The following is a 17,664-nucleotide window of genomic DNA, read 5'->3' on the forward strand; positions in this document are numbered from 1 at the left end:
TTGATTTGTTATCGCGTCTCAGCGACAAGTAATACTATATCAAGATAATATTACTTTGGCAATACTTTTTTCAAAAAAAGTTTTAATTAATTTTTTCCTGAAGAAGTGTGCAGAAATAAGTATACCTATCCCTCCCTCTCTGGTCAATAATCAATCGACTCGAATCTACAATCTTTTTTTGATCTCTATATAAGATGAGATTGACAGACCTATAGAATCAGACATATTATAATGTTAACCTCATATTTAAAAGTGGTTAACATTATGCAAAAGGAGGATAACAATGAACAAAAAACGCTTCTCCACTTCAGACATAACGATCGCAGCAATGTTTGTCGCATTAATGGCTATAGGTGCAAATGCTACGGCCATGGTTACCGTCGGTACGGTACCACTTACGTTTCAAACGGTTATTGCTATCTTAGCAGGTGCACTTCTTGGGTCACGCTTAGGAACATTTTCTATGATAGGTTACATAGCGATTGGGTTAGCCGGTCTTCCTATCTTCTCTGGATTAACTGGAGGATTTGGCACACTCACTGTTTCAACCTTTGGATTTATTTTATCATTTCCTATTATTGCTCTTGTTACTGGATTAATTATAGAAAGAAAAGGCTCTTTCCTATTAGCTGCAATAGCAGGACTAATTACCAACTACGCTATAGGCGTTCCCTATCTATATATTCACACTGCATTCATCTTACAAATACCTAATATTTCATTTGTAGCTTTATCACTTGGAATGGTTCCGTTCTTTATTAAAGATAGTATATTAGCTGTCTTTGCATCTGTCCTCGCACCTAGAATCAAACGCGCGGTTTCTTATAATAGAATAAATAAACGAGCAGCATGAGTTTAAACCACCAAAAAGACCTGAGAATGGAATCGATTCTCAGGTCTTTTTACTATAGTATCATCGCAGCAAGGAAGCCGAAGATGATTAATGGAATATTAAAGTGTAAGAAAGTAGGTACACAAGTGTCCCAAATGTGATTGTGCTGACCGTCAGCATTTAGTCCAGCCGTCGGTCCTAGCGTACTATCCGATGCAGGTGATCCTGCATCTCCAAGTGCCGCTGCAGTTCCAATGAGCGCGATCGTAGCCATTGGGGAAAATCCAACAGCAGTCGCTAATGGTACAAAAATGACAGCAATAATAGGAATAGTCGCAAAGGAAGAACCAATCCCCATTGTAATGAAGAGTCCAAGGACAAGCATGACGATCGCTGCAAGAGCACGATTGTCTCCGATAAAGCCAGATGCATTATCAACTAATAGTTCCACATGACCCGTCTCTCTAATTACTTCTGCAAATCCACCAGCTGTGATCATGATAAACCCAATAAACGCAAGCATCTTCATCCCGCTTGTAAGTAATGTATCCGCGTCTGATAGTGAGGCGCGTTTTGTTACCTGTAAATACACGAAGTACGCATAGAGAATAATGATACCTGTAAGAGACCCTACCAACATCGAATTTGTCGTAATTTGAACAGCTACAACAGCAACTATAGAAGTAACTGCAATCACGTTACCGAACAAGGAGCTCTCTTGTGGCTCTGATGTGCTCTCCGTTTGCGTTAATGATCGATCCTCGTATTCACGTGGTTTCTTATAAGAAATAAAGATAGCGATTAATAAACCTACGAGCATCCCAGAGACTGGTATCAGCATCGCTTGAGGTACCATGCTAAGTGATACGTTCATGCCGTTCTCATTTAAGTTAGGTACGAGGATCTCTTCTTGGAAGACGAGTCCGTAACCTGCTGGGATGAGTAAGTATGGTGCCTTTAATCCGAAAGTTAATGCCGTTGCTGTAGCGCGTCGGTCGAGCTTAAGCTCGTTGAACACATACAATAGTGGCGGGATTAATATTGGAATAAATGCAATGTGGATCGGAATTAAGTTTTGTGAAAAGCTTGAAATAAGTGCAATGATAAGAACGATAAGTACCTTTGTTAAGGAACGTCTGCGCGATTCACCCTGCTTCCCAATTAATCGTACCGCTTTTTCAACTAAGAGCTTTGGAAGTCCCGTGTAACTGATACCTACTGCAAAGGCTCCGAGTAGGCCGTAGCTGAGCGCGACGGTTACGCCTCCTTCGAGTCCTGATTGGAACGCTGTGATCGTGTCCTGCAGGCTCATGCCTGAGACTAACCCACCGGCAAATGCGCCGATAGCAAGTGCTAATACAACGTGGACACGAAACAGGCTTAGTATGATCATTAATAGTACTGCTACGATAACAGCATTCATAACTAATTTCCCCATTTCCTTTTGTTCTTTAGCGAACTAAAATGTTTACCAGTAGTTAAACTATCATCGTTTTATTCATCTGTCAACAGGGAGAAACCACATTGATAGTGCTTCATATTCACGTAACCGCTCTCATTTTAACCGCATAAAAAAGCACTGCGGCAAAGATACCGCAGTGCTACTTTCTTCTATAATACTATTACGCTTCGTCACCAGACATTTCTGCAATCTCTTCTTCTAACTTATCAAGAATCATTGCACCATCTTCTCCAACATCATCACGGAAGAAGTCACGAACCGGAACTGCTAGCTCACGGAATGCATCGCGCTCGTCTTCAGATAGCTCATAAATTTCCGTTGGATTATCAGTGTCATCCTCGATAATGGATAGGAACTCTTCGTTTTGCTCGGCTTGAATATCAAATCCACGCTGCTTCATTTCTTCAATAGACTCATCAATAATCGATTGCGTCGCTTCATCTAGTCCATTGTAGAAGTCAGGATTCACAGTTGTCATTGTCACGTACATGTTGTGGTTAGAAATCGTCATGTGATCCTGTACTTCGTTGAAGTTAGCATCGGCGATAAAGAAGATCGGGTTTTCTTGTCCATCAACTGTACCTTGCTGAAGACCTGTGTAAAGCTCACCCCAGCTCATTGCTGTCGGATCAGCACCGTAAGCTCTGTAAGATTCTAAAATTAGTGGAGATTCCTGCGTACGCATTTGGAATCCTTCAAAATCTTCTGGAGTTTGGATTGGCGTGCTTCCTGTCCACTGCATCGCACCTTCTGTCCAGAAGGATAATGGCATAATGCTTTGCTCCACGTATTTCTCTGCTAAATCAACATTTAATGCTTCGGAGTCGTTTAGAATTTCCTGGCTTACCTCCTGGTCGTCCGGGAAGAGGAACTGTAGGGCAAAGATATTTCCTTCAGGCACTAATGTACCTGTAAACCCAGGTGAGATGACAGCAAATTCTATAATACCTTGTTGCAGTTGTTCTACTTGGTCTACTTCACTACCAAGTGCACCGAACTCATAAACGTCTAAAGTTAGAGCTCCATCTGATTTTTCGTTTAAAAGATTCGCAAATTCTTGTGCATATTCGTATTGAACCTGCCCTTGCGTTTCTTCTACTACGATTCTCCAGTCTTGAGCTGCGATATCGCTAGTGTCTGTATTGCCTGCGTCTGCGTTGCCAGCATTACCATTGTTACCGGCATTGTTCCCTCCAGTTGCGTCATTTCCGTCGTTACCGCCGCCACATGCAGCTAGTAATAAACTAAGTGATACTGCTCCTGTTAAGAGACCTGTTTTTTTCATCATGATGTTCACATACCCCCAAAAAGAATTTTTATATATTTTAAACATATCTCTCCACACTCATGGACTATAGAAGTCTCAGTAAGAATAGAGAAATATCTTCAAACAAGATGACTAATACCGCTACGATGAGCAGCATGACAATATACGGAGGCGTGCCCCTAATAACCTCTAAATACGGTTTATTAAAGACCGCACTCGCGGTGAAAATATCTACCCCAAATGGTGGTGTCGCAGATCCTAGCGCTGCCTGGAACACGATAACCACTCCTAAGTGGACTGGGTCAATACCAGCCTGCATGGCTACGGGATAGAAAATCGGAGTTAAAATTAAAATAACAACGATCGGATCAACGAACATGCATCCAATAAAGAAAAATAGCGCTACGATTAAAAGAATGTATAAAGCGGATGCATCCGGACCAATAACTGCGTCCGTTAGCATTTGCGGGATCCTCGCAAAGGAGATAACCCACGAGAATGCTTGTCCTGCTGCAACTAGTACAAATACTGCTGATGTGACAATACCAGATGATAGCGCGATTTTAGGTAGCTCTGTAATTTTAATGGAACGGAAAAAGACTACCTCTAAAAGTAATGCGTACACAACGGAAATTGCAGCTGCTTCCGTAGGTGAGAAAATACCTCGGTAAATACCACCGATAATAATGACCGGGAATCCTAATGGTAGTAATGCCTTTAACGTCACATTCCCACGTTCTTTCCACGGCATCTTTGGAGCCATCGGTATGTTATGAATCTTCGCATAAGCAAAGGAATAAATAGCAAAGAAAGCAAAGATCATGACACCTGGTCCAATACCGGCAATGAACAGATCACCTACAGATGCGTCTCTCGCTACTAAAGCGTAGATAATCATTCCGATACTCGGTGGAATTAATAAAGCAACGTCACTTGAGTTAATAATAAGTGCAATCGCACTCGAATCTTTGTAGCCAACTTTTAAAAGTCTCTCTCGCATCGGTTTACCGATTGCTACTACTGTCGCCTGTGTCGAACCTGATATGGAACCAAACATCGTACATGCGGCTGCAGTTGTAATTGCATAGCCACCTCGTAAGTGACCCACAAAAGCGCCGATAAAATCTAAAAGCTTACGCGATGTGCGCCCTGACGTCATTATGTCAGCAGCAAATATAAATAGTGGTACGGCAAGTAGGACGAAGGATGATATCCCTTCCACCATTTGCTGGATCATAAATGTTGGCTGAGGTCCGATATCGAAAAACAGCAGCATAATTAATGGGCCAGCAATTAGTGGAATCATCATAGGTACGCCCAAGAAGAGTAGGAGGACCATAACCCCTAAAATTATCCAAAGCATATTTAATTCCTCTCTATCCTCATATTTTAAAGTTGTTCGGTGTAATCCTTTTTGTCTTGTGCAAGATATACTTCTTTGTGTTTAATATTCATCCACATGTTTCGTAAATATTGAAGCCCTCCTAAGAAGCATCCAATAGGGATCGCAACAACCATTAGCCAGAATGGAAATCGTAAAGCGGCAGTTGTACGGCCTGATTCATATACGTCAATCGTGTATAGCGCAGCGTAGTAAGCGACTACGAATAGGATGGTTGCTGTCAGAAGTGGATTAAAAATCGCCAAGAACTTCTTCGGCTTTTTAGGTGCCATATCAAAAAATGCAGACATACTAATGTGGCGACCCTTCCTTGCTGCATAGCTTATTCCTATAAAGCTCGCAACGATAAGTGCTAAACGACTTAGCTCGGCGGAAAAGAACCAGCTCACCCCTGTTAATTCTCGGGAAATTACATTACCAGCAGTTAAGAATGCGATCATAATCATCGCCCAGCTTAGGATGAATTTCTCTACCGTATGCAAAGCAGCATCAAGTACTTTAACAACCTTTACCACGCCTGCAAATGGACCCTTCTGCTTGGTCTCGTTTTGAGTGGTCGGCATTATTTTCACCCCCTTATGTATATGTGATTGTATGTATCTATTTTGAGAAAAGCGCGTAAAACGCTCAAAAATCATGAGTTGTTGAAGCGAATTAGACGGTTAGACAAAACTATATAGGAATAATCCTAGAACGACAATTTGCCTTAGGCGACATATATCGGCATAAGCTCCTGAAATATAGCATGACTCGAAACTACCTGACGACAACTTACAATCAGCATGGTATTCTTCAAGAATAGTCATGTTCCCTAATTCCCAACCTCCCACTTTTTTAAACATTTTTTCAGATTTTAACGAATTCTTTACCCAATTGTCAGTTGTACTATGAGCGAAAGAGGGTATTTGTGCTATAATATAAAAGCTGTCTAGCCCGTATGATGGAAGGAAGGGACGAAGAAGTATAATGGAATTATTTACGAATTTCCCGCTTTTAGTAGCGTTGTTTACGATTTTCTTTGCGCAATTTATTAAAGTACCACTACAATTTATCGCCTACCGTAAGCTTGACTGGACTCTTTTAACAAGTACAGGTGGAATGCCCAGTTCTCATTCTGGAGCTGTAACAGCCCTTTCTACTGCGATAGCTTTAGAGCACGGATTAGACTCACCCCTTTTTGCTATTTCAGCAATTTTTGGTGTAATCGTGATGTTCGACGCGACAGGCGTTAGACGCCATGCTGGCGAGCAAGCAACGGTAATCAACCGACTTGTAACAGATTTCAACAAAATGGTAAATGAAATGAAGCATTGGCCAGAGAAGAAAGAACAGGAAAAACGAAAAGAATTAAAGGAGCTACTTGGTCATCAGCCGATTGAGGTATTTTTCGGAGGATTACTAGGAATTGCGTTAGCACTACTTTTACATGCTATTTTTCATTAAAACGTCAAAAAGCCACCGCAATGCGGTGGCTTTTACTTTAGAATAAAATGGACCCATTCCCATGGATACATTGCTGTCATCCCATAAAATGATGCGATGATGGCTACTTGTAATAGGAGTAAATCAAAGGTTAACAGAATTTTCTTTTTCACTTCATCACATCCTCTCTTCTTCATTATGATCAGAAGAAAAGGGAGATAGACGAATTTGTTTAAAACATTTGATATCCTCTAACTCGTAGCATGCGAATCGCGATACCTGACAAAATAGCACCTGCTAATCCAGATAACAAAATGATAATATCAGCTGTTGCTAAACTAACCAAATCAGAGCCTAGAGCCGAGAATGATTCTCCTGGTGAGGAGAAGTAGCTGAAGAATCCAGCGTCATCTACCATAAAGATTACAACAAGTGGATAAATGATTGCCATTGTCCACGTTGACCGAAGAACCATATTTAAAATGAAACCGATACCGAAAAATAATACAAAATAAAGCAGTATTGCAATAATAAGCTGTGGAATACTTAACACCCGTGGCGTCCCCCTTCGTATGTCAAAATAAGTTTACTTAATATAAAGGGGTCCGTCAAACAAAAAAAGGTCCGTTTAGTAAACGGACACGGGATTGTCAAACTTATGAGGAGCTTTTACCAGAACCGTGACAGTGCTCACATGTTTCAGAGCCACCGAGTAATAGCTGATGATAGCCTTTTCCTGCGCAGTACGAACATTGACCGTGCGTGATTCGCTTTCGTTTGTACTTCATGATTGTCATCCTTTCTAACAAGCTTTTTATCAATATATCAGATAATTCAGACTAATTAAACAAGCGAATCAGGTTGAATACGCTCATGTAAGCGCGATCATATATGTCATAGTACTTTTCTCGTCAGTTTACGCACTTTCTAAGGTTTTTTTAGATTTTATATATGGGAATTGGGCTTGGGAAAGAAGGGTTCTTTTCTTATATGGCTTGGTAGTTAAGATTGGGGAGAAGTTATGTTCCTAATTCTTGAGTTATGTTCCTTGTTTGGATTTTATGTGCCGCACTTCAGATTTATGTGCCTTATTAGCAAGTTATGGACTTCACGCATAGTTATATCCGTTTTATGTTCCTTATCACAGAGTTATGTTCCTCGTTTGAGTTTTATGTTCACTATTCTATAGTTATGGACTTCTACATCCACTCACACTCCCCCACCCCAAACTTTCCTCCTTACCTTCACCTCCCTCCACAGCTAAAACCCCATAAAAAAACAACCCCTCGCCATAAATAGCAAGAGGTTGTTTCTATGATTTCTTTTTAAAAGAACTTTAGCTTCCCTTTTTTGAGTACTAGTGGCATACCACCAAGTAGGAATAGGTAACGGTTGTCGATCATTTTCTTCACGACAGATGCAGAGTTACCGTAAACTTTACGGGATCCAACTACACCGATTGCTTCCTTACCACCAAGTGATGCAACTGTACCTTTAATATCTGGCTTGAATGCTTCAAGGTCTTTCTTTCCTTCTATAAGCGCCTTGATATTGTTTGCAGCAGTGTAAGCTTGCTGAATCGCGATTTGCGCTGTTGGAGGATATGGACGATTGATCTCTTCGTTAATGATTAACGCACAGTCACCGATGACAAATACATCTTCATGACCAGGAGCGCGAAGATCTTTCTCAACCTTAATTCTGCCACGCATAGATTCAAAGCCTGACTTCTCAATAACAGAGTTACCGCGAACGCCAGTAGTCCATACTACCGTATTAGAATGAATTTCTTCCCCGCCTTTTAGACGAACGCCTTGAGCAGTTACTTCTTCGATTGGCGTGTTGATCTTGAACTCTACGCCACGGCTTTCAAGTACGTTCATTGCATACTCAACAAGCTCTTCATCAAAGCCAGGAAGTGCAGTTGGTGCCGCTTCAACAGAATATAGCTTCACTTTTTCACGAGGAATATCGTACTCTTCGCAAAGCTCAGGGATACGCTCAGAAAGCTCACCAATAAACTCGATTCCAGTGAATCCAGCTCCAGCTACGATAAACGTTAGAAGAGAATCATCCTTCTCGTCCTGCTTATTGTAGTTTGCGAAGTTGTATTCGATGTGCTCACGAATAACACGAACAGAGTTTACACTGCGGATAGCAAATGCATGCTCGTGTACACCTGGGATACCAAATGTTTCAGGCTCAGAACCTAGACCTACTACAAGAATATCGTAGTCAAGTTCTGCATTCTCAAGAACTACTTTGCGCTCTTCAGGCTTTACTTCTAAAACCGTGTCCTTCACAAAGCTAATTTTATTAAAATCGATTACGCTGTCGATCTTCATACGAGTCTTCTCAGGATGCATTGTCCCTGCAGCTGGCTCGTGTAACCATGTTGTTTGATAATGATAGTTGTGCTTATTTACTAGCGTAATTTGCGCGTCACGATATACAGTAGACTTTTGTAGACGTGCAGCTAGAATCATTCCACCGTACCCGGCACCTAGAATGACGATCTTTTGCTTCTGTTTCATTCGACTCACTCCAATTAGGTTATTTTGCAGCTCTTTTCAGCATTACCCTATTCACATAAAAAACCGACCATCACAACATTGTGAAAATATTCACTTAGTCGCGTACACCTTACACATGCTCGTCCTTTTTATCTTGAACTGAACGTAGCTACGTTTACGTTATTACCCACCTTCCATTTTAATTTTTTTTCCGCCAACTTTCAACTATTAATTATAGGATACCCTACAATTTTCGCGAATTAACGTCTTCCATGTTTTTTGAGAAAATTAGGCTTTCTGAGCTTACTCGCTTTTCATTCCTCCTATTAACGTCTATAATATCAATTGAGAATCATTTTCATGGAGGTGCTTATAACGTGTCACACAATCAAGAGGTTTTTGATATGACCATTATCGGCGGGGGTCCTGTCGGTTTATATACGGCATTTTATGCTGGTTTGCGTCAAGCAAAGGTAAAAATTGTCGAGGCAATGCCTCAGCTTGGTGGACAGCTATCTGCCTTATATCCGGAAAAATACATTTATGATGTAGCAGGATATCCAAAAGTACGCGCTCAAGAGCTAGTAGATAGCTTAACGGAGCAAGCTATGCAGTTCGACCCAGCTATCGTTCTAGGAGAAGCTGTTGAGAAAGTAGAACGAGACGAGGAAGGTATTTTTACGTTAACGACAAATAAAGGAACGCATCTTACTCGTACCGTTATTATCGCAGCAGGTGTTGGAGCATTCCAACCAAGACGTTTAAAAATTGAAGGTGCGGAGCGCTTTGAAGAAACAAACCTGCATTACTTCGTTAATGACTTAAATCGTTTCGCAGGAGAAAAAGTCGTCATTGCTGGCGGAGGAGACTCTGCAGTAGACTGGACGCTTATGCTTGAAGATATCGCAGAAAAGGTAACAATTGTTCACCGCCGCGATAAGTTCCGTGCTCATGAGCATAGCGTGGAACAGCTTCACAGCTCTGAAAAAATTGATGTCATGACGCCTTATAATGTAGACGAGCTACATTATGATGACGATCGTATTACAGCTGTTACACTAGTTGATAAAGAAGGCGAAAAGACGAAAGTCGACATCGACTCACTAATAGTAAACTACGGCTTTGTTTCTAACCTTGGGCCAATTAAGACATGGGGTCTAACAATTGATAAAAATGCGATTATCGTTAACTCGAATACAGAAACGAATATACCAGGCATTTATGCTGTCGGGGACATCGTTAACTACGAAGGTAAAGCAAAATTAATTGCTACTGGATTTGGTGAAGCACCTACGGCTGTTAATAAAGCGAAAGTATTTATTGATCCAAAAGCCGCTGCTACAGCAGGACATAGTACTAGCTTATTCTAAATCCTTCATTTAAAGGGACCTCTTCCACAATAAAAGAGGTCCCTTTTTGTATGCTTTCCTCTCCTCTACTTATACTAAAATGACGAGAAAGGAGCTTATCCAATGCCTAAAAAGATGTATGAAGATTTTTCAGCAGTCGAAAAAAATCGAAAAGAAGTTATTCCGGAAGTAACGCCAGAAGGTCCATACGGCGCACCCACCTCCTTACCACCAGGCAAAAGTAGCCCATGGCAAAAAGGTCAGTACAGCATTAGCGCGTTTGAGCATGAGCAAAAGCACGAGCCAGGCAATAAGAATCGCTTACCAAAACACGACTAAAAAAACGCTGAGACCACATTGGCTCAGCGTTTTATCTATTAACAATTCTCAGGCGCACCAGCGTTTGTTGCTGTACGGAACGATGCTCCGCATCCGCAGTTAGCAATCGCATTAGGGTTATCGAGCGTAAACCCGCCGCCCATCATGTTTTGTTTATAATCAATTGTTACTCCATCGAGCATTGGCGCACTTTCTTTATCTACAACTAAATCAATTCCATTTATAGAAAGCTGTTGATCGTCCTCTTCTGCTTCCATTGCAAATCCCATCCCGTAGGAAAGTCCTGTGCAACCTCCACCTTGTACGCCGACTCGAAGGAATTTAGCGTCCTCTTCAGAAGCCAGCATTTCTTTGACTTGTGATGCAGCTGCATCTGTAATCGTGATCATCAAAACCCCTCCTTTTATTTACTATTAGTATAGCAAGCACAATCTCCTAACGCAATTCGTGCGATTCTCTCGTTTGGCATTGGTTTGAAAATGGTGGTAGAATAGATGTAGTCATATAGCTAATTTATAAAGGTAGGGGATAGATATGAGTACGATCATTCTAGATCAAGAGCTAGAGTCGATCAAGCAAAAGGTGATGCAGGGGGAACGTTTAACAATTGAGGACGGACTAAAGCTTTATGAGTCTCCTGATTTGTTAACAATCGCACAGCTCGCTAATCAAGTGAACGAACAAAAGAACGGAAATAACGTCTATTTCATTCAAAATATGTACATCAATCCAACGAACGTATGTGAAGCAAGCTGTTCATTCTGTGGATTCAAGCGTAAGCCTGGTGAAGAAGGCGCGTACACAATGGACGAAGCTGCCCTCCTTAAATACGTAGAAGACCGCTGGAATGATAACATTCGCGAATTCCATATCGTTGGCGGTCACAACACGGAAGTGCCATTCGACTACTATCTAGATACGATTCGCACACTTAAAAAGCATTATCCACAATGTACGGTTAAAGCTTATACTGGGGCAGAGATCGAGTTCTTCGCAAGACACGCTAACTTAACGATGCGCGAAGTATTAGAAAAGCTGATCGATGCAGGGCTTGATACACTACCTGGTGGCGGTGCGGAGATCTTAACAGAGCGCTATCGTGCTAAAATGAGCCCAGACAAAGCCTCTATAGATCAGTGGCTTGAAGCTCACGAGATTGCTCACGAGCTCGGACTTAAAACACACGCTACGATGCTCTACGGCTCTATCGAAAAGAAAGAGGAGCGCCTCATCCATATGGATCGCCTCCGCCAATTACAGGATAAGACAAACGGCTTTATGGTATTCATTCCACTTGCTATGCAACCACGTAGCATGAACGCAGGTCTTAAGCGTCGTACTTCTGCTTACGATGACCTTCGTACTGTCGCAATTAGTCGTTTAATGCTTGATAACTTTGATCATATTAAAGCATACTGGATCAACATTGGACACCAGCTAACGCAAATGTCCCTAACATTCGGTAGCTCTGATATTCACGGCACACTAATCGAAGAGAGAATTTCTCACTCCGCAGGTGCCCTAACATCACAGAGCTTAACGCGAGATGAGCTTATCCACCTTATCAAAGGCGCAGGTAAGACTCCTGTCGAGCGTGACACGTTCTATAACGTCATTAAGACTTACTAAGATAATGGTTAAACGCCACTCTCCAAGTTGGAGGGTGGCGTTTTTTGTGGTGTTTTAAAGGTTGATTGCATCCGTTTAGAGGTGGCTTCAGATAAATAACTTTATGAAACGGAAGGTAATCGCACTGGCCTTCCGATGCTGGCACTTTAGCAATTGGATTTATCTATTTGGTGAGATATTTGTCCTTTCTCGGAAGACAGTCCGCTCCATATGTACTTTGACAGCCTAATTTATTTACATTTTTGCACAAGATCCGCTGAATTTTGCACCAACCTCTTTAAATTTAGCACCACCCCCTCCCAATTGATCACAAACTCCACTATCAACTATCTCTCGCCCCAAAAAGAGAGGCAACGAATTCTCGCCTCGTATCCCTCACCAAAAAGAGGAAGATTTGACCCCCTTACTCATACCGTAACCGAAGGTGCCCCGAAGCGACGGGGCGGACTCCTAGAGGGATCTCTCGCGTAGGTAAAAATCCTTTTGCACGGCCCTTTGGACGGGCAAAATAGTTGAACTAGCGCCTCAGGAAAGACGCCCCATAGCGCAGGGGCACCGGGAGGTGACCGCACTTGACCTTGACCTTGATTTTGACCTTCTCAACCCATAAAAAAACCAGACGCTCTCACACGCCTGGTTTTACATCCACCACCTATTAATCTCTCAATCGCTCGTTCGTCCAAAAATAATCATCATCAGCCTCAATGATGGTCATTGTCTTCTTACAGCACGGCATATTCAGTCGCGTTTTAATGCGATCTTTTGCGCGCTCGAGGGCTGCGTTACTCATGTGCGTTAATACGTTATTTTCCTGACAATACGGACACGTCGCAATATAGACGTCCCCCATTTGCCTTTCATAAGGCCATGTATGATCAAATGGAATTAGTTGCATAGGCTCCCCCACTAAAACATCGGATTGTCTTCTAAAAATTGATAAATGTTTTTTACTAATTCTTCGTTTGTCTCGCCCTTTACTACCTCGCCGTTTACTAATGCAAAACGGCTACGAGAGCATTGGCCACAAAAGGTTAAACATCCATATTCTACTACATCTAAATCGAGGTCCCGCTCTAGCTCTTCAAGAGCTCCTTGCGATCCACTCGCTAAATTACTAACGCAAAATTCTATGATAGGATTCATCGCTGTCACTCCGTTCAATCTCAAAGGTTCTTTTCTCATGCTACTTGTCCCTACATATGTTTGTCAACAACCTTGCTTTACACACCCATGCCATCGCTTTGTATAAAACGCTTTCAATTCTCATTGTTAATCGGTTCAAAAACTGGTATATTTAATATGTCATCTAATTGTCAAAAACTACATCGTCTTGAGCAGAATGAAGCGTTACAACGACTTTACGTTTATTCTCTATTGCACGATTAAGGGGGTCATCCCATGCATCATGTAGTCATTTTAGGCGGAGGATACGGAGGACTTCGTGTCATTCAACGTCTATTAGCAGAAAAGGATCGGAAAGACTTTCGCATTACATTAGTAGAGCGAGAGCCGTACCACAGTTTAAAAACAGAGTTTTATGCACTTGCAGCGGGAACTGTAGCAGATAACCATTTACGTATCCCGTTCCCTGAAGACGATCGTTTAGAGCTTGTGTACGACCTTGCTTCAAACATTCGTTTAGAAGATAATATTGTTGAGTTAGGCTCAGGTAAAGAGCTTCCTTATGACGAACTTATTATCGGACTAGGCTGTGAGGACAAGCATCACGGTGTACCAGGTGCTGAAGAGAATTCGTTAAGCATTCAAAGCATGCGCCGTGCGAGGAAATCCAATCAAATCATCCAAAAAATCCGTCACAATGGTCGGGTCTCCATTGTCGGAGGTGGTCTTAGCGGAGTCGAAACTGCCGCTGAGCTACGTGAAAGCCGTCCAGACCTCGAAATATTTTTATTCGACAGAGGTGCCAATATCCTCTCTATGTTCCCAAAAAAGCTGTATAGCTATGTAACGGAATGGTTTGTGGAGAATGATGTGACGATCGTCAATCACGCCAACATTACGAAGGTGGAGCGTCATATGATTTTTAACCACGATGAGCCAATGGAAATGGATGCCATCATTTGGACCGCGGGAGTGCAACCGAATAAGGTTGCTCGTGAGCTAGATGTGGAGAAGGATCGATTGGGTCGTCTTGTCGTGACGATTCACCACCACTTACCAAACTACGAGAACGCATTTGTCGTGGGTGACTGTGCGTCGTCTACGCATGCCCCGAGCGCCCAACTTGCTGAAGCACAAGGCGATCAAATTGCGATGTTGCTCTTTAAAAAGTGGGATGGAGAGCCGTATCCAGAGAAGATGCCGCGCATTAAACTTAAAGGCGTGTTAGGCTCTTTAGGTAAAAAGCATGGATTTGGTTTAATGGGCGAAAAATCGCTCGTTGGCCGTGTACCGCGAGTACTAAAATCAGGTGTATTATGGATGTATAAGCATCACTCCGGCTCGTAAAAAAGAAGCGTTGGCGCTATGCCGACGCTTCTATCTTTTTATAAATATTAGGCAGCCTCGGATCTCCTTCCGCTACCACCTCTCCGTTCAATACAACAAGTGGATAAAAATATTCATCCTCTAAAATTTTCTCCGCAAACATTTTTTCTTCCTCGGATTGAGGCATAGTAATGTCACAGTACGTAAACTCTATCGGATAATCAGGATATTTTCTTGTGACCGCAGCTTCCAGCCACTCCATCGTCTCTTTAGAGCTCGGCAGATGAATGCAGCTGGCACATTTTTGTTCCGCGCCGTAGACAGTAATCTTCACGTGAATCCCTCCCTGTCCTTATTTTAACCAATTATCATCGTCTTGTCGCTCCTTTTCATCCCCCTTCTATCTTCCCAATTTTAGAAAATATGGGCTTGTCGATTCAAATTGAGTCGCTATCATAGATTTTTTAGGTGGGAACATTTATAATAGCAATAAGTATAGAAAGGAGTGTGTGTCTATGACAACAGAAACAATGGAATCACAAGTTCAGGAAGTACTCGATAAATTACGTCCGTTCTTACTTCGTGACGGCGGTGACGTCGAGCTAGTGGATATCGAGGAAGGCGTAGTAAAAGTTCGCTTAATGGGTGCCTGCGGGTCTTGCCCAAGTTCAACGATTACGTTGAAGGCTGGTATTGAGCGCGCGCTACTTGAAGAAGTTCCAGGATTTACGGAGCTAGAGCAAGTATTCTAAGGTGACTACCTTTTTACAAATGGAGGCTAGGACAGAAGCAATTTATCTGTCCTAGCCTTTTTTCGTGGGATAGGAAGTGAGATCAGGGTTCGAATTCCTTTGTTCAGGTCTCACTTTACTGTTATTGATCGCTCACTCTTCCTTATTGAGCACACTACTCTCGTTATTGACCACTACTTCAGCTATTGACCGTTAGGTTGCCCTTATTAACCGCTCTCTCCCCCCTTATTGACCGCGCCTTCCTCTTTATTAACTTCACGCCCTCTATTACTACAAGCAAAAGGCCGAGACAAGTGACTCGCTTTTGTCTCGACCTTTTTATTTTTATAAAGGAGTGATTGCTTCTTCACCCGCTAATACGCAGGCAACATTTTTAGCTGTTAGCTTTGCCATTCGTTCACGTGTCTCTATACTCCCACTTCCAATGTGAGGAAGCAACACAACATTATCTAGCTTGACTAAGGGGTGATCCGCACGAATTGGTTCTGATGCAAACACATCTAGCCCGGCAGCCTTGATTTGACCAGACTCTAACGCTTCGACAAGCGCTGGCTCATCTACAACTGTTCCTCGTGAAATGTTTACGAATATCCCGTCGCTCTTCATATGAGAAAAGAATTCACTGTTAAGTAACCCTTCTGTATCGGGTGTTAGAGGTACCACACACATCACAAAATCAGAACGCTCCGCTAAGGTTTTTAAATCGGAAATAAATGTAGCGCCTAGTTCTTGCTCTAGATCCTCGTTTTGTGAACGATTATGATAAAGAATTTCCATATTAAAGCCTTTCGCTCTTCGGGCCACCGCACTACCAATACGCCCCATGCCGATAATTCCTAATGTCTTATCATGTATATCTGACCCAGCCATTAAGAAAGGACCCCAGTTTTGCCACTTGTCCTCCCTCACGTATGTATCTGCTTCTACAATCCTTCTGGCTGTAGCCATTAAAAGAGAAAATCCTAAATCCGCTGTTGTTTCCGTTAATACATCTGGCGTATTACATACTGTAATATTCTTGCCTTTTGCATACTCTACATCAATATTATCGTGCCCGACCGCCAAATTAGCGACGACCTGAAGGTGAGGAGACTGTTTGATCAGCTCTTGATCAATCTTGTCTGATAGCATCGTAATAAGGCCACTTGCCTGACTTGCTTTCTCAAGAAGAAGCTCTCGTGGGCAAGGCGTTTCTTCCTCTTCCCACATTTCCACTGTGTACGTCTTACGTAAAAGGTGTAGCGTTTCTTCTGGAAGCTTTCTCGTGACAAAAATTCGCTTCGTATCCATGCTTTATCCCCTCCTAGCCTTCAGTGTAGAGGAAAGCGCTCTCTTTGACAACACTGAGCGTGTGAGCCATGGTAAAAAGTCACACCCACTTGCGTACAAATAGTCTTCAAACTCGTTCGTTTGTGCTAATAGCTCTGGAATACGGTCGTACTCTTCCCTTGCTAAACAATCGAAAAATGGCAGTGGAAAGAGAAGTCTAATAAACAAGAGTCTTGCCTCATTTTCTGAAAGAGGATAGTAGGTCATGTAGCTGTCTAAAATATCTGTTTGAAACTGCTGATGCTCATACCAAGAGGAGCGGATATACTCAGCGAGATCTCGGCATCTATGGTCGATTGTGAGCTCCTTAATAGGGATGATGGATTCGGGTGATTGAGGGTAGACAGTAAGCCATGTGCCCGGCTTAAAGCGAAAATGAGCAGGTCCACGCTCCATAATAGGATCCATGTGCAAAAGCATCGAAAGGGCATTCTCAGCTAGTCCTAAAAAATAGCTAGCACCCTCCATTCTCGTCTTCATTAAAATCGCATCTGCCCTGTTTACGATGGCTTCCCATCGATCAAACCAAAGTTGCTGTACAGAAGTCGCTTCCATTAGTAGCTCGGAATCGTGTAGCTGAGCGAGTCGCGCTGGCAATGACATTACTGGAGAGGGTGTGGTAGGCAGTTCAAATAAAGCAAGCTCCGCTCCGTCGGATCGCATCGTTTGCCCTGTTCGTGTCGGTACGAGTCTAGTGTGTAGGAGACCAGTCGTTTGAAGGGCTTCTGCAAGCTCTAACTGACCAGGCAGTCGATTCTTCGCCTCTCCTTCTATCGCATCTAGTAAAAAAAGCCGATCTGCTGTATGAAAAACGCGACTCTCCCCAATAAAGCTACTTTCCTTCATCACCATCCCATAGTGCTCATACAAATCGCGCTCGATGCTCATAAAAAATCCCCCCTTCCTACATAGCCTATGCG

At 42.5% G+C, this 17,664-nt stretch carries 20 protein-coding genes; 7 read left to right on the plus strand and 13 right to left on the minus strand.

Annotation, left to right across the window (positions count from 1 at the left end; translation table 11 throughout):
- The first annotated feature begins 283 nt into the window (after positions 1-283).
- Positions 284-853: a biotin transporter BioY gene (locus FLK61_RS14855; protein ID WP_176010154.1), complete on the plus strand. Its 570-nt coding sequence runs from the start codon at positions 284-286 to the stop codon at positions 851-853.
- A gap of 52 nt (positions 854-905) precedes the next feature.
- Here the strand turns inward: FLK61_RS14855 and FLK61_RS14860 are convergent, their stop codons facing one another.
- From FLK61_RS14860 to FLK61_RS14875, 4 genes are all read right to left on the minus strand, one after another.
- Positions 906-2,255: a Na+/H+ antiporter family protein gene (locus FLK61_RS14860; protein ID WP_176010155.1), complete on the minus strand. Its 1,350-nt coding sequence runs from the start codon at positions 2,253-2,255 to the stop codon at positions 906-908.
- Between the two features lie 199 nt (positions 2,256-2,454).
- Positions 2,455-3,582: a DctP family TRAP transporter solute-binding subunit gene (locus tag FLK61_RS14865; protein WP_176010156.1), complete on the minus strand. Its 1,128-nt coding sequence runs from the start codon at positions 3,580-3,582 to the stop codon at positions 2,455-2,457.
- Between the two features lie 64 nt (positions 3,583-3,646).
- The gene (locus FLK61_RS14870) at positions 3,647-4,924 is read right to left on the minus strand and encodes a TRAP transporter large permease (protein WP_176010157.1); all 1,278 of its coding nucleotides are present in this window, start codon (positions 4,922-4,924) and stop codon (positions 3,647-3,649) included.
- Positions 4,925-4,950: 26 nt separating this feature from the next.
- Positions 4,951-5,526, minus strand: coding sequence for a TRAP transporter small permease (locus FLK61_RS14875; RefSeq protein WP_176010158.1), 576 nt, complete (start codon positions 5,524-5,526; stop codon positions 4,951-4,953).
- 403 nt (positions 5,527-5,929) lie between these two features.
- Between FLK61_RS14875 and FLK61_RS14880 the strand changes: the two genes are divergently transcribed.
- Entirely contained in the window at positions 5,930-6,406 is a 477-nt protein-coding gene (locus tag FLK61_RS14880; protein ID WP_176010159.1) for a divergent PAP2 family protein, read from the plus strand.
- Between the two features lie 211 nt (positions 6,407-6,617).
- Here the strand turns inward: FLK61_RS14880 and FLK61_RS14885 are convergent, their stop codons facing one another.
- The 3 genes from FLK61_RS14885 to FLK61_RS14895 form a co-directional block, all read right to left on the minus strand.
- Positions 6,618-6,938 (minus strand): YuiB family protein, encoded by a 321-nt coding sequence (locus FLK61_RS14885; RefSeq protein ID WP_176010160.1) that lies wholly within the window; start codon positions 6,936-6,938, stop codon positions 6,618-6,620.
- 103 nt (positions 6,939-7,041) lie between these two features.
- Positions 7,042-7,173, minus strand: coding sequence for a YuiA family protein (locus FLK61_RS14890; protein WP_249777609.1), 132 nt, complete (start codon positions 7,171-7,173; stop codon positions 7,042-7,044).
- A 537-nt stretch (positions 7,174-7,710) separates the two neighbouring features.
- Complete coding sequence (locus FLK61_RS14895) at positions 7,711-8,919, minus strand: NAD(P)/FAD-dependent oxidoreductase (protein ID WP_176010162.1); 1,209 nt, start codon at positions 8,917-8,919, stop codon at positions 7,711-7,713.
- Positions 8,920-9,275: 356 nt separating this feature from the next.
- On the opposite strand from FLK61_RS14895, the gene FLK61_RS14900 reads away from it, so the two are divergent.
- Entirely contained in the window at positions 9,276-10,268 is a 993-nt protein-coding gene (locus tag FLK61_RS14900; protein ID WP_176010163.1) for an NAD(P)/FAD-dependent oxidoreductase, read from the plus strand.
- A gap of 102 nt (positions 10,269-10,370) precedes the next feature.
- The gene (locus FLK61_RS14905) at positions 10,371-10,586 is read left to right on the plus strand and encodes a hypothetical protein (RefSeq protein ID WP_176010164.1); all 216 of its coding nucleotides are present in this window, start codon (positions 10,371-10,373) and stop codon (positions 10,584-10,586) included.
- 38 nt (positions 10,587-10,624) lie between these two features.
- Here FLK61_RS14905 and FLK61_RS14910 read toward each other — a convergent pair whose 3' ends face one another.
- A complete protein-coding gene (locus tag FLK61_RS14910) occupies positions 10,625-10,975 on the minus strand; it encodes a HesB/IscA family protein (RefSeq protein WP_176010165.1) in 351 nt (116 codons plus the stop codon).
- Positions 10,976-11,120: 145 nt separating this feature from the next.
- Here FLK61_RS14910 and mqnE point away from each other — a divergent pair, with 145 nt between their 5' ends.
- Positions 11,121-12,215, plus strand: a complete 1,095-nt coding sequence (mqnE, locus tag FLK61_RS14915; RefSeq protein ID WP_176010166.1) for an aminofutalosine synthase MqnE — start codon at positions 11,121-11,123, stop codon at positions 12,213-12,215.
- A 655-nt stretch (positions 12,216-12,870) separates the two neighbouring features.
- Here mqnE and FLK61_RS14920 read toward each other — a convergent pair.
- On the minus strand, positions 12,871-13,110 hold the full coding sequence (locus FLK61_RS14920; protein WP_176010167.1) for a hypothetical protein: 240 nt from the start codon (positions 13,108-13,110) through the stop codon (positions 12,871-12,873).
- Between the two features lie 11 nt (positions 13,111-13,121).
- On the minus strand, positions 13,122-13,358 hold the full coding sequence (locus FLK61_RS14925) for a YuzB family protein (RefSeq protein WP_176010168.1): 237 nt from the start codon (positions 13,356-13,358) through the stop codon (positions 13,122-13,124).
- 255 nt (positions 13,359-13,613) lie between these two features.
- Here FLK61_RS14925 and FLK61_RS14930 point away from each other — a divergent pair, with 255 nt between their 5' ends.
- A complete protein-coding gene (locus tag FLK61_RS14930; RefSeq protein WP_176010169.1) occupies positions 13,614-14,684 on the plus strand; it encodes an NAD(P)/FAD-dependent oxidoreductase in 1,071 nt (356 codons plus the stop codon).
- A 16-nt stretch (positions 14,685-14,700) separates the two neighbouring features.
- Here FLK61_RS14930 and FLK61_RS14935 read toward each other — a convergent pair whose 3' ends face one another.
- Positions 14,701-15,003 (minus strand): YuzD family protein, encoded by a 303-nt coding sequence (locus FLK61_RS14935; protein WP_176011259.1) that lies wholly within the window; start codon positions 15,001-15,003, stop codon positions 14,701-14,703.
- Positions 15,004-15,178: 175 nt separating this feature from the next.
- On the opposite strand from FLK61_RS14935, the gene FLK61_RS14940 reads away from it, so the two are divergent.
- Positions 15,179-15,415, plus strand: coding sequence for a NifU family protein (locus FLK61_RS14940; RefSeq protein WP_026697596.1), 237 nt, complete (start codon positions 15,179-15,181; stop codon positions 15,413-15,415).
- 324 nt (positions 15,416-15,739) lie between these two features.
- Here FLK61_RS14940 and FLK61_RS14945 read toward each other — a convergent pair whose 3' ends face one another.
- Entirely contained in the window at positions 15,740-16,705 is a 966-nt protein-coding gene (locus FLK61_RS14945) for a 2-hydroxyacid dehydrogenase (RefSeq protein WP_176010170.1), read from the minus strand.
- Positions 16,706-16,708: 3 nt separating this feature from the next.
- Positions 16,709-17,632, minus strand: a complete 924-nt coding sequence (locus FLK61_RS14950; RefSeq protein WP_176010171.1) for a protein kinase family protein — start codon at positions 17,630-17,632, stop codon at positions 16,709-16,711.
- Between the last annotated feature and the right edge of the window lie 32 nt (positions 17,633-17,664).

Origin of the sequence: Paenalkalicoccus suaedae (assembly GCF_006965545.2) — a bacterium.
GTDB lineage: Bacteria > Bacillota > Bacilli > Bacillales > Salisediminibacteriaceae > Paenalkalicoccus > Paenalkalicoccus suaedae.